The sequence below is a fragment of the Streptomyces sp. Qhu_M48 genome, from assembly GCF_051305195.1.
Lineage (GTDB): Bacteria > Actinomycetota > Actinomycetes > Streptomycetales > Streptomycetaceae > Streptomyces.
This window is the reverse complement of sequence record NZ_CP195432.1, coordinates 984,725-996,859: the sequence shown is the minus strand read 5'-3', so window position 1 is coordinate 996,859 and position 12,135 is coordinate 984,725. Positions and strand designations below refer to the sequence as shown.

11 protein-coding genes are annotated in these 12,135 nt (G+C 71.2%); 4 read left to right on the top strand and 7 right to left on the bottom strand.

Annotated elements, in window-relative coordinates; genetic code table 11:
* Positions 1-107: 107 nt before the first annotated feature.
* Both ACRRSS_RS04805 and ACRRSS_RS04800 read left to right on the top strand, forming a co-directional pair.
* A complete protein-coding gene (locus ACRRSS_RS04805) occupies positions 108-332 on the top strand; it encodes a heavy-metal-associated domain-containing protein (protein WP_435969969.1) in 225 nt (74 codons plus the stop codon).
* Positions 333-406: 74 nt separating this feature from the next.
* Positions 407-2,644, top strand: coding sequence for a heavy metal translocating P-type ATPase (locus ACRRSS_RS04800; protein WP_435969968.1), 2,238 nt, complete (start codon positions 407-409; stop codon positions 2,642-2,644).
* 531 nt (positions 2,645-3,175) lie between these two features.
* Here the strand turns inward: ACRRSS_RS04800 and ACRRSS_RS04795 are convergent.
* From ACRRSS_RS04795 to ACRRSS_RS04780, 4 genes are all read right to left on the bottom strand, one after another.
* A complete protein-coding gene (locus ACRRSS_RS04795) occupies positions 3,176-4,465 on the bottom strand; it encodes a citrate synthase (protein WP_026057844.1) in 1,290 nt (429 codons plus the stop codon).
* A 179-nt stretch (positions 4,466-4,644) separates the two neighbouring features.
* Complete coding sequence (gene recD2 / locus ACRRSS_RS04790) at positions 4,645-6,870, bottom strand: SF1B family DNA helicase RecD2 (RefSeq protein WP_435969967.1); 2,226 nt, start codon at positions 6,868-6,870, stop codon at positions 4,645-4,647.
* Positions 6,871-6,924: 54 nt separating this feature from the next.
* Positions 6,925-7,206: a hypothetical protein gene (locus ACRRSS_RS04785; RefSeq protein ID WP_435969966.1), complete on the bottom strand. Its 282-nt coding sequence runs from the start codon at positions 7,204-7,206 to the stop codon at positions 6,925-6,927.
* Positions 7,203-7,511: a hypothetical protein gene (locus ACRRSS_RS04780; protein WP_435969965.1), complete on the bottom strand. Its 309-nt coding sequence runs from the start codon at positions 7,509-7,511 to the stop codon at positions 7,203-7,205. Before ACRRSS_RS04780 ends, ACRRSS_RS04785 begins: the two co-directional genes overlap by 4 nt.
* Positions 7,512-7,628: 117 nt before the next feature.
* On the opposite strand from ACRRSS_RS04780, the gene ACRRSS_RS04775 reads away from it, so the two are divergent.
* Entirely contained in the window at positions 7,629-8,453 is an 825-nt protein-coding gene (locus ACRRSS_RS04775; protein WP_435969964.1) for a helix-turn-helix domain-containing protein, read from the top strand.
* Positions 8,440-8,664: a DUF397 domain-containing protein gene (locus tag ACRRSS_RS04770; RefSeq protein WP_435969963.1), complete on the top strand. Its 225-nt coding sequence runs from the start codon at positions 8,440-8,442 to the stop codon at positions 8,662-8,664. The genes ACRRSS_RS04775 and ACRRSS_RS04770 overlap by 14 nt, the downstream gene beginning before the upstream one ends.
* Before the next feature lie 308 nt (positions 8,665-8,972).
* Here the strand turns inward: ACRRSS_RS04770 and ACRRSS_RS04765 are convergent, their stop codons facing one another.
* Genes ACRRSS_RS04765 through ACRRSS_RS04755 form a run of 3 tightly spaced genes read right to left on the bottom strand, consistent with a single transcriptional unit; the run spans position 8,973 to position 12,072 of the window.
* Positions 8,973-9,776 (bottom strand): sugar phosphate isomerase/epimerase family protein, encoded by an 804-nt coding sequence (locus ACRRSS_RS04765; RefSeq protein ID WP_435969962.1) that lies wholly within the window; start codon positions 9,774-9,776, stop codon positions 8,973-8,975.
* Entirely contained in the window at positions 9,773-10,924 is a 1,152-nt protein-coding gene (locus ACRRSS_RS04760) for a dihydrodipicolinate synthase family protein (protein WP_435969961.1), read from the bottom strand. The genes ACRRSS_RS04765 and ACRRSS_RS04760 overlap by 4 nt, the downstream gene beginning before the upstream one ends.
* The gene (locus ACRRSS_RS04755; RefSeq protein WP_435969960.1) at positions 10,921-12,072 is read right to left on the bottom strand and encodes a Gfo/Idh/MocA family protein; all 1,152 of its coding nucleotides are present in this window, start codon (positions 12,070-12,072) and stop codon (positions 10,921-10,923) included. Before ACRRSS_RS04755 ends, ACRRSS_RS04760 begins: the two co-directional genes overlap by 4 nt.
* Between the last annotated feature and the right edge of the window lie 63 nt (positions 12,073-12,135).

Below are 12,135 nucleotides of genomic sequence, written 5' to 3'. Positions count from 1 at the left end.
CGGCCCCACGGCCCCGCCGCGGCCCCCGGACACGCCGGAACTGGAATTTATACCCCCTAGGGGTATAAACTGATGGCGTACGGTCCTGAACCCACGAGGAGAACGCCATGACCGCAGAGACGCGGACCGAGCTCACCACCGTCTACCAGGTCAAGGGCATGACCTGCGGCCACTGCGAGGGCGCGGTCTCCGGCGAGATCTCCGAACTGCCCGGCGTCTCCTCGGTCACCGCCGTCGCCTCCACCGGCCGGGTCACCGTCGTCTCCGCCGCCCCGCTCGACGAGGCGGCCGTGCGCGCCGCCGTCGACGAGGCCGGCTACGAGCTGGTCTGACCCGCACCCACGAGCGACACCGCGCAGGGCCGTACCGTTACCGGGTACGGCCCTGCTCCCCTTTGGAACCGCACATGACCTCCAGCGTCACGGACACCACCGGCACCGCTCCCGCGACCGTCACCGAGCTGACGATCGGCGGGATGACCTGCGCCTCCTGCGCGGCCCGCGTCGAGAAGAAGCTCAACCGCATGGACGGGGTGACCGCGACCGTCAACTACGCCACGGAGAAGGCGCGGATCGAGCATCCGCCCGAAATCGGGGTCGACGCGCTGATCGCCACCGTCGTCAGGACCGGCTACACCGCCGAGGAACCCCCGCCACCGGAACCGGAACCCGTGGACCCGGACGAGCACGCGACCCCGGACCCCGAGCTCACCCCCCTCCGGCAGCGGCTCACCGTCTCCGCCCTCCTCGCCGCGCCCGTCGTCCTGCTCGCCATGGTCCCGGCGCTCCAGTTCGACAACTGGCAGTGGCTCTCGCTCACCCTCGCCGCCCCCGTCGTCGTCTGGGGCGGGCTGCCCTTCCACCGGGCCGCCTGGACCAACCTCCGGCACGGCGCCGCCACCATGGACACCCTCGTCTCCGTCGGCACCCTCGCCGCCTTCGGCTGGTCGCTCTGGGCCCTCTTCCTCGGCGACGCGGGCATGCCCGGCATGCGCCACGGCTTCGACCTGACCGTGGACCGCTCCGACGGCGCCTCGACCATCTACCTCGAAGTCGCGGCCGGCGTCGTCACCTTCATCCTGCTCGGCCGCTACCTGGAGGCCCGCGCCAAGCGGAAGGCGGGCGCGGCGCTCCGGGCCCTGATGGAGCTGGGCGCCAAGGACGTGGCCGTCCTGCGCCGGGGCACCGAGGTACGGATCCCGGTCGCCGCGCTGCGGACCGGCGACCTCTTCGTCGTACGCCCCGGGGAGAAGATCGCCACCGACGGCACCGTCACCGAGGGCGCCTCCGCGGTCGACGCCTCCCTGCTCACCGGCGAATCGCTCCCCCTCGACGTCACCGAGGGCGGCACGGTCACCGGCGGCTGCGTCAACGTCTCCGGACGGCTCGTCGTCCGGGCCACCCGCGTCGGCGCCGACACCCGGCTCGCCCGGATGGCGAAGCTCGTCGAGGACGCCCAGAACGGCAAGGCCGAGGTGCAGCGGCTCGCCGACCGGATCTCCGCCGTCTTCGTCCCCGTGGTGCTGCTCCTCGCGCTCGGCACCCTCGTCACCTGGCTCCTCGTGACCGACGACCCGACCGCCTCCTTCACCGCCGCCGTCGCCGTCCTGATCATCGCCTGCCCCTGCGCCCTCGGCCTTGCCACCCCGACCGCCCTCATGGTCGGCACCGGCCGCGGCGCCCAGCTCGGCATCCTCATCAAGGGCCCCGAGGTCCTGGAATCCACCCGCGAGGTCGACACGATCGTCCTCGACAAGACCGGCACCGTCACCACCGGCCGGATGACCCTGCGCGCGGTGTACGCGTACGAGGGCGCGGGCGTCGACGAGAACACTCTGCTGCGACTGGCGGGCGCGCTGGAGCACTCCTCCGAACATCCGGTGGCCCGCGCGATCGCGGCCGGCGCCGCCGAGCGGTGCGGGGAGCTGCCCGTACCGAAGAGCTTCGAGAACGTCCCCGGGCTCGGCGTGCGCGGCTCCGTCGACGGCCACCAGGTCCTCGTCGGACGCGCCGCCCTGCTCACGGCCGAGGGCGTCGACGTGCCCGCCGGGACGGAACCCGGCGCCGTCCACGTCGCCTGGGACGGGGTCGCCCGCGGCACCCTGACCGTCGCGGACACCGTCAAGGACACCAGCGCCGAGGCGGTCGCCCGGCTGCGCGGCCTGGGGCTGCGGCCCGTCCTGCTCACCGGCGACCACCGGGCCGAGGCGGAGGCCGTCGCGGCCCGGGTCGGCATCGACGAGGTGATCGCGGAGGTGCTGCCCGAGGAGAAGGCCGAGGTGGTCCGGCGGCTGAAGGCGGAGGGCCGGACGGTCGCGATGGTGGGCGACGGGGTGAACGACGCCGCCGCGCTCGCCACGGCCGACCTCGGTCTCGCCATGGGGACGGGCACGGACGCGGCGATCGAGGCGAGCGACCTGACCCTGGTCCGGGGCGACCTGCGGGTCGCCGCGGACGCGATCCGGCTCTCCCGGCGGACCCTCGCGACGATCAAGGGCAACCTGTTCTGGGCCTTCGGCTACAACGTCGCCGCACTGCCGCTCGCGGCGGCCGGACTGCTCAACCCGATGATCGCGGGCCTCGCGATGGCCTTTTCGTCCGTCTTCGTCGTATCCAACAGCCTGCGGCTGCGGCGCTTCGCGTGAATTCACCTACACGTGACGCACAGGACCTTCACAAGGAGATCTAGATCACAGATATTGTGGGGTAACCATCTGGGCTGTTCGCGAGTCTAAGTGGGCGATGCCGAGAACGTCTTGGGGGACGTTCATGGAATGTCTTGGGGGATGTTCCAGGCAAGCGTTGGGCCGGGGCACGTGCACCGGGGAGCTTTGAGCGGCCCTCCCGTACGTACCCCGGCAGACCGCGTAGCGCCTGACCCGCGTAGCTTCTGCTGACGCCCGGCAGACGCCCGGCCCGGATCCCGTGGGGGGAATCCGCTCCGGGATATGGGAAGCGCCCCGACTACCGACCCGTGGGGGGATCGGTAGCGGGGCGCTTCTCGCCTCTTTTTTCAGGGCTCGGTTCGCCTGCACCCGCGCACCGCCCCGACACCGGCGCGCCCCTCCCGCCTCACTCGCCGCCGCAGGTGCGGCCCTCGGCTCGCCGCCACAAAAAGGGGCACCCCCGGTCGTGGTGTGACCGACCGGGGGTGCCCTGCGTCATCGTGGTCGGGGCTAGCGGGCCTCGACCGGGACGAAGTCGCGGAGGACCTCGCCCGTGTAGATCTGGCGCGGGCGGCCGATGCGGGAACCCGGCTCCTTGATCATCTCGTGCCACTGGGCGATCCAGCCGGGAAGGCGGCCGAGCGCGAACAGCACGGTGAACATCTCGGTCGGGAAGCCCATGGCGCGGTAGATCAGGCCCGTGTAGAAGTCCACGTTCGGGTAGAGGTTGCGCGAGACGAAGTACTCGTCGGAGAGCGCGTGCTCCTCCAGCTTGAGCGCGATGTCGAGCAGCTCGTCGGACTTGCCGAGGGCCGAGAGGACATCGTGCGCCGCCGCCTTGATGATCTTGGCGCGCGGGTCGAAGGACTTGTACACCCGGTGGCCGAAGCCCATCAGGCGGACGCCGTCCTCCTTGTTCTTCACCTTGCGGATGAAGGAGTCGACATCGCCGCCGTTGGCCTTGATGCCTTCGAGCATCTCCAGGACCGACTGGTTGGCGCCACCGTGCAGGGGGCCCCACAGGGCCGAGATGCCGGCGGAGATCGAGGCGAACATGTTCGCCTGCGAGGAGCCGACCAGACGCACGGTGGAGGTCGAGCAGTTCTGCTCGTGGTCCGCGTGCAGGATCAGCAGCTTGTCGAGCGCGTTGACGACGACCGGGTCCAGGTCGTACTCCTGCGCCGGGACCGAGAAGGTCATGCGCAGGAAGTTCTCGACGTACCCGAGGTCGTTGCGCGGGTAGACGAAGGGGTGGCCGATCGACTTCTTGTACGCGTACGCCGCGATCGTCGGCAGCTTGGCGAGCAGCCGGATCGTGGAGAGGTGGCGCTGCTCCTCGTCGAACGGGTTGTGGCTGTCCTGGTAGAAGGTGGACAGCGCGGAGACCACCGAGGACAGCATCGCCATCGGGTGGGCGTCCCGCGGGAAACCGCGGAAGAAGTTCTTGACGTCCTCGTGGACCAGCGTGTGCTGCGTGATCTCGTTCTTGAAGGTCGCCAGCTCGTCGACCTTGGGCAGCTCACCGTTGATCAGCAGGTACGCCACCTCAAGGAAGGTGGAGCGCTCCGCCAGCTGCTCGATGGGGTAGCCGCGGTACCGCAGGATCCCCTGCTCACCATCGAGGTAGGTGATCGCGGATTTATAGGCGGCGGTGTTGCCGTATCCGCTGTCCAGGGTGACCAGACCGGTCTGGGCTCGGAGTTTCCCGATGTCGAAGCCCTTGTCGCCGACGGTGCTCTCGACCACCGGGTAGGTGTATTCACCGTCCGCGTACCGCAGTACTACAGAGTTGTCGCTCACGTCATCCCTCACCGACGTAGTGCCTCTTCTTCGAGGTGCCCTGACTGTCTCTACCATCCCCCATTTGGCTCAGGAGAGTGCACTCGGGGTCGACCATTGGGCCAATCGGCGGCACTCAGTGCCGCCAACCTTCATATCCTGCCCCCTTCGCCCCGGTTCCGGTAGTCCTCCGTGATCTTTCACACGAGGGGTCCGCCTGTGAGCCGAAACGCGAGTGCGGTAAAGCGCCTGCCTGCCGAGACCGTACGGACCGCCTGGGCGATCGCCCGCCGGGAGCCGACCAGGACGACCAGTTTCCGCGCCCGGGTCACGGCCGTGTAGAGCAGGTTCCGCTGCAGCATCATCCAGGCGCTCATGGTGACCGGGATCACCACGGCCGGGTACTCGCTGCCCTGGGAGCGGTGGATGGTGACCGCGTAGGCGTGGGCGAGTTCGTCCAGCTCGTCGAAGTCGTACGGCACCTCCTCGTCCTCGTCCGTGACCACGGTCAGCCGCTGTTCGACGACGTCGAGGGCGGTGACGACGCCGACCGTGCCGTTGAAGACCCCGTTGGCGCCCTTGTCGTAGTTGTTGCGGATCTGGGTGACCTTGTCGCCGACGCGGAAGACCCGGCCGCCGAACCGCTTCTCCGGCAGGTCCGGGCGGGCCGGGGTGATGGCCTGCTGGAGCAGCCCGTTGAGCGAACCGGCGCCGGCGGGCCCCCGGTGCATGGGGGCGAGGACCTGGACGTCCCGGCGCGGGTCGAGTCCGAACTTGGCCGGAATCCGGCGTGCCGCCACCTCCACGGCGACCCGGGCGGCGTCCTCCGTCTCCTCCTCGACGAAGAGGAAGAAGTCCGGCAGCCCCTCGGTCCTGGGCGGCGTGCCCGCGTTGATCCGGTGCGCGTTGGTGACGACGCCTGACTCCTGGGCCTGCCGGAAGATCCGGGTCAGCCGGACCGCCGGTACGGGGCTGCCCGGGGCGAGCAGGTCGCCGAGGACCTCGCCCGCGCCGACCGACGGAAGCTGGTCCACGTCGCCCACGAGCAGCAGATGGGCGCCCGGCGCGACCGCCTTCACCAGCTTGTTCGCCAGGAGCAGGTCGAGCATGGAGGCCTCGTCGACCACGACCAGATCGGCGTCGAGCGGCCGGTCCCGGTCGTAGGCCGCGTCACCGCCGGGCTTGAGCTCCAGGAGCCGGTGGACGGTGGAGGCCTCGGCGCCGGTCAGCTCGGCCAGCCGCTTGGCGGCCCGGCCGGTGGGGGCGGCGAGGACGACCTTGGCCTTCTTGGCGCGGGCCAGCTCCACGATGGAGCGGACCGTGAACGACTTGCCGCAGCCGGGACCGCCGGTGAGCACGGCGACCTTACGGGTGAGGGCGAGCCGCACGGCCTCCTCCTGCTCGGGCGCGAGGGAGGTCCCGGTCCGGTCCGCGAGCCAGGCGAGCGCCTTGTCCCAGGCCACGTCGCGGAAGGCGGGCATCCGGTCCTCCTCGGCCCGCAGCAGCCGGCGGAGCTGCCCCGCGAGCGAGAGCTCGGCCCGGTGGAAGGGGATCAGGTACACGGCGGTGACGGGCGTCCCCTCCGGCCCGGGCACGGTCTCCCGCACCACCCCCTCGGGGTCCTCGGCCAGCTCGGCGAGGCACTCGATGACCAGTCCGGTGTCGACCTGGAGGAGCTTCACCGAGTCCGCGATCAGCCGCTCCTCGGGCAGGAAGCAGTGCCCCTGGTCGCTGGACTGCGACAGGGCGTACTGGAGACCGGCCTTCACCCGGTCCGGGCTGTCGTGCGGGATGCCCACGGCCTGGGCGATCCGGTCGGCGGTGAGGAAGCCGATGCCCCAGACGTCGGCGGCCAGCCGGTAGGGCTGGTTCCGGACGACGGAGATCGAGGCGTCCCCGTACTTCTTGTAGATCCGGACCGCGATGGAGGTGGAGACGCCGACCTCCTGGAGGAAGACCATCACCTCCTTGATCGCCTTCTGCTCCTCCCAGGCCGCCATGATGTTCTTGACGCGCTTGGGGCCGAGGCCGGGCACCTCGATCAGACGCGCGGGGGACTCGTCGAGGACGTCCAGGGTGTCGAGACCGAAGTGCGTGGTGATGCGGTCGGCGAAGACGGGGCCGATGCCCTTGACGAGCCCGGAGCCGAGATAGCGCCGGATGCCCTGGATGGTGGCGGGCAGCACGGTCGTGTAGTTGTCGACGGTGAACTGCTTGCCGTACTGCGGGTGGGAGCCCCAACGGCCCTCCATCCGCAGCGACTCCCCCGGCTGCGCGCCGAGCAGCGAACCGACCACCGTGAGCAGGTCCCCGGCCCCGCGCCCGGTGTCGACCCGGGCGACCGTGTACCCGCTCTCCTCGTTGGCGTAGGTGATCCGCTCCAGGACCCCTTCGAGTACTGCCGGACCGCGACCCTCGTTGGACATGCACCGACCGTAGCGAAGGGCTCGGACAGTGCGGGCCCCACCTGTGGAAGACGGTCAGTCCCCCTGCCTTGCGAGCAGCCCTCCCCGGCTGTCCGCGACCCGCTTCACGTCCCGCAGAGACCCGGCCAGGCACCGCGCGAGGTAGCGCAGTTCACCGCTGGACGCCCGGCGGTCCGCGAGGAGTTCGGCGGCGTGGGCGAGGAGGTCGCCCGCCATCCCGAGCTGAAGGACCTCGATGTCGTCGGCCAGCCGGGCCACCCGGCCCGATCCGTCCGACAGCAGGTAGCAGGGCCGCCCGTCCTCCCCCGTCCAGGGCAGCAGCCTTCCGGGGTTCATCGCGTCACCTCGGCGGGGAGCGTCGGCAGCGTCCAGATGCCCGCCCCCGGCCCGACGATCCGCAGAGCGCGCCGGGCGACCGCCCGCCGCTCGTGGGCGAGCAGGTACGGACGCACCAGCGGGCTGTCCTCGCCGCGCGGGGGAAGGCTGCCGGTGCTGTGCCCGGTCGGCCCGTGGACGTACACGCAGGAGTACGGATACGCGGAGGGGGACGGGACCGGCCGGGAGCGCTCGTCCCGCCGTCGCCGGAAGGGACGGAGACACCGGAGGAAGGCGTCTCTCAGGAGTACGAGGCGAGAGGACACGGGAACTCACTTTCGTCGCTTTACGTGGTGAATTCCTCACAGAGTGGGGTCGTTGGTGGCTACGCTGCCAGGGGTGGGGCCTTGACAGCGCATCGGTCAGGTTGGGGAGTTGAGCGCATGGATCAGCACCGTAAGCCGCGTACGCCACGCGAGAAGTACGGGGAGGAACTCAGACTCCGACGCGTCGCCGCCGGGTTCACGCAGGAGGCGCTGGGTGACGCGGTCGTGTGCTCGCCCACGCTGATCAGCCACTTCGAGGCAGGGAGACGGCTGCCGAAACCCGATGACGCGCGGCGGGTCGACCGGGCGCTGGGCGCGGACGGCTTCTTCGAACGGTGGCTGGAGGACCTGGAGTCCAAGTACGCCGACCACTTCGCGGCGGCCGCCGAACTGGAACTACAGGCCACGACGATCGAACAGTTCGCCCTCTCGCTGGTTCCCGGCGTGCTCCAGACCCCTGAGTACGCGCGCGCTCTGTTCCGGGCGTACCGGCCGAACCACACGGCGGAGGAACTTGACGAGGCCGTTGTCATCCGAACGAAGCGTGCCCGCCTTCTCGACGGTCCGGTGAACCCTGTCGTCTGGACACTGCTCGACGAAGCCGTGCTTCGGCGCGAGGTCGGGGGGCGGGAGGTGATGGCGGAGCAGCTACGCAGAATCACGGACTTGGCTGAGGCGGGACGGATCCGGCTGCACGTGCTGCCGAACAGCGCCGGTGCTCACGCGCTCATGGAAAGTCTGCTGACCCTCATGAGCTTCGAGGACTCTGCCCCCGTGGCGTACGTGGAAGGTTTCCTCACGGGCAACCTGATGGATGATCCGTCCCTGGTGAACACCAGTCGCACGGCCTACGCTCTGGCTCTGAGCGACGCACTGTCGCGACAGGAGTCACTGGCCCTCCTGAGGGCAGCAGCAGAGGATTACGCACATGGTCCACAGTGAGCACACCGTCTCCGACTCGTCCGTCCTCACGGGGTGGTTCAAGTCCAGCTACAGCGGCGGGGGGCAGGGCGAGTGCCTTGAGGCCGCCCGTGGCCACGTCGGCGTACCCGTCCGCGACAGCAAGGCCGTGACCGGGCCCGCCGTCGTCTTCTCGGCCCACGGCTGGTCCGCCTTCGTCACCGCCGTCAAGGACGGCCGCTTCACCATCTGACCTTCCGGGGCCCCACGCCCGGAGCGCAGCGGCGAGGGGGTCACGCCCGATTCAGGAAGCCCTGCCGAAGCGGGCAGGAGGACCTGCCGACCCGGGCGGCCGATTCTACGGAAGGTGGCACGGACTACAGGTGACTCGCACGTCGGCGTCGGACCCCCGTGACGCAGTGCCGGGCCCGAGGCGGGTGGGGCCGCACAACCCCACCCCTCCTCGGCCCCGGCGGGCGAAGGGCCGCACCCCTTCGGGCTCGTGGGCGCCGCCGGGCGCACGGGCTCGGGCGGCGTTCCCGGGGGCGCCGCCCCGCGGGCTCAGACGGCCAGGAAGCGCTCCAGCGTCTCCTCCAGGAGCTCGACGCCGTCCCTGGCCCACAGGTCGTCGTTGAAGAGCTCCACCTCGACCGGGCCCGCGTACCCCGCCTTCTCGACGAGGTCGGCCCAGGCGCGGAGGTCGATCGCGCCGTCGCCCAGCTGGCCCCGGCCGTTCAGGACGCCGGCGGGGAGCGGGGTGGTCCAGTCGGCGAGCTGGAAGGAGTGGACGCGGCCCGTCGCGCCCGCGCGTTCCACCGCCGCCGGGGCCCGGTCGTCCCACCACAGGTGGTACGTGTCGACCACCACGCCCACCTGCTCGGGTGGGAACTGCTCGGCGATGGCCAGCGCCTGGTCCAGGGTCGAGACCGCGCACCGGTCGGAGGCGTACATCGGGTGCAGGGGTTCGACCGCGAGGCGGATGCCGCGCTCGCCCGCGTACGGGGCGAGTTCGCCGATCGCCTCGGTGATGCGGGCGCGGGCCGAGGCCAGGTCGGGGAAGGCGGGGGTGAGGCCGCCGGAGACCAGGACGACGGTGTCGGTGCCGAGCGTCACCGCCTCGTCGACGGCCGCGCGGTTCTCCGCGAGCCAGCCGTCCGTCGTGAAGAAGCCGCCCCTGCAGAGAGTGGTCACGGTGAGGCCCGCGTCCCGCACGAGCGCGGCCGCCGCCTCCACCCCGTACTCCCGGACGGGGTCGCGCCACAGGCCCACGCCCGGGATGCCGAGCCGGACGCAGTGGGCGACCAGCTCCGGCAGGCTGAGCTGCTTGACCGTCATCTGGTTGACGCTGAGGCGGTCCAGGTTCATCGGAGGCCTCCGTGGACCGCCAGGAGGGAGCGCATGCGCTCCTCCGCGAGCGAGGGGTCGGGGAACAGGCCCAGGCCGTCGGCGAGTTCGTAGGCGCGGGCGAGGTGCGGGAGGGAGCGGGCCGACTGCAGTCCGCCGACCATCGTGAAGTGGTCCTGGTGCCCGGCCAGCCAGGCGAGGAGGACCACGCCCGTCTTGTAGAAGCGGGTCGGGGCCTGGAAGAGGTGGCGCGAGAGGGCGACCGTCGGGTCGAGGATCGCGCGGAATCCGTCCGCGTCACCCGTGTCCAGGGTCCGTACCGCCTCGGCGGCCAGCGGCGCCAGCGGGTCGAAGATGCCCAGCAGGGCGTGGCTGAAGCCCTGTTCGTCGCCCGCGATCAGCTCCGGGTAGTGGAAGTCGTCGCCCGTGTAGCAGCGGACGCCCTCGGGGAGGCGGCGGCGCAGCTCGACCTCGCGCCGGGCGTCGAGGAGGGAGACCTTGATGCCGTCGACCTTGTCGGGGTGGGCGGCGATGACCTCCAGGAAGGTCTCGGTCGCGGTGTCGAGGTCCGCCGAGCCCCAGTAGCCGTCGAGCGCCGGGTCGAACATCGGGCCCAGCCAGTGCAGGATCACCGGCTCGCCCGCCTGCCGGAGGAGGTGGCCGTACAGGTCGAGGTAGTCGTCCGGGCCCTGCGCGGCGGCGGCGAGCGCGCGGGAGGCCATCAGGATCGCCTGCGAGCCGGTCTCCTCGACGAGCGCGAGCTGCTCCTCGTACGCCTTGCGTACGGCCGGCAGGTCGGCGGGGCCGGTGAGCTGGTCGGTGCCGACGCCGCAGGCGATGGTGCCGCCCACACTGCGGGCCTCGGCGGCCGAGCGGCGGATCAGTTCGGCCGCCCCGGCCCAGTCGAGGCCCATCCCGCGCTGGGCGGTGTCCATGGCCTCGGCGACCCCGAGGCCGTGGGACCAGAGGTGGCGGCGGAAGGCGAGGGTGGCGTCCCAGTCGACGGCGGCGGGCGAGTCGGGGCTCGTGTCGGCGTACGGGTCGGCGACGACGTGGGCGGCGGAGAAGACCGTACGGGAGGCCAGGGGGCCGCCCCCGCCCAGGAGCAGGGGCTCGGTGCGGGGCGCGTACTCCCGTACGCCACCGCCGGCGTCGGGGAGGCGGATCACAGGCCGACCTCCGGGACGTCGAGGCGGCGGCCCTCGGCGGCGGACCGCAGGCCGAGCTCGGCGAGCTGGACGCCCCGGGCGCCGGCGAGCAGGTCCCACTGGTACGGCTCGCCGAGGGTGACGTGCCGCAGGAACAGCTCCCACTGGGCCTTGAAGCCGTTGTCGAACTCGGCGTTGTCGGGGATCTCCTGCCACTGCTCGCGGAAGGGCTCGGTCGCCGGGATGTCCGGGTTCCAGACCGGCTTGGGGGTGGCCGAGCGGTGCTGGACCCGGCAGTTGCGCAGGCCCGCGACGGCGGAGCCGTGGGTGCCGTCGACCTGGAACTCGACGAGCTCGTCGCGGTTGACGCGGACGGTCCAGGAGGAGTTGATCTGGGCGATGGCGCCGCCCTCGAGCTGGAAGATGCCGTAGGCGGCGTCGTCGGCGGTGGCCTCGTACGGCTTGCCCTGCTCGTCCCAGCGGCGCGGGATGTGCGTGGCAACGTGCGCGCTGACGCTGGTGACCCGGCCGAAGAGCTCGTGGAGCACGTACTCCCAGTGCGGGAACATGTCGACGACGATGCCGCCGCCGTCCTCCGAGCGGTAGTTCCAGCTGGGGCGCTGGGCGTCCTGCCAGTCGCCCTCGAAGACCCAGTAGCCGAACTCGCCGCGCACGGACAGGATCTCGCCGAAGAAGCCGCCGTCGATGAGGCGCTTGAGCTTGAGCAGGCCCGGCAGGAACAGCTTGTCCTGGACGACGCCGTGCTTGACGCCCTTCTCGGTGGCGAGCCGGGCGAGCGCGAGGGCGCCGGCGAGGTCGGCGGCGGTCGGCTTCTCGGTGTAGACGTGCTTCCCGGCCCCGATGGCCTTGGTGAGCGCGTCGACGCGGGCGGAGGTGACCTGGGCGTCGAAGTAGATGTCGACGCTGTCGTCGGCGAGGACGGCGTCGAGGTCGGTGGACCACTCGGTGAGGCCGTGGCGCTCGGCGAGCGCGCGCAGGGCGGGCTCGCGGCGGCCGACGAGGACCGGCTCGGGCCAGAGGGTCTCGCCGTTGCCGAGGTCGAGGCCGCCCTGTTCGCGCAGGGCGAGGATCGAACGGACGAGGTGCTGGCGGTATCCCATGCGTCCGGTGACGCCGTTCATGGCGATGCGGACTGTCCTGCGTGTCACGAAGTGTTCCTCTCCCCGGTGTTCCGCGTTCCTGATGGAAAGTGCCTTCCCTCTGCGATAGAA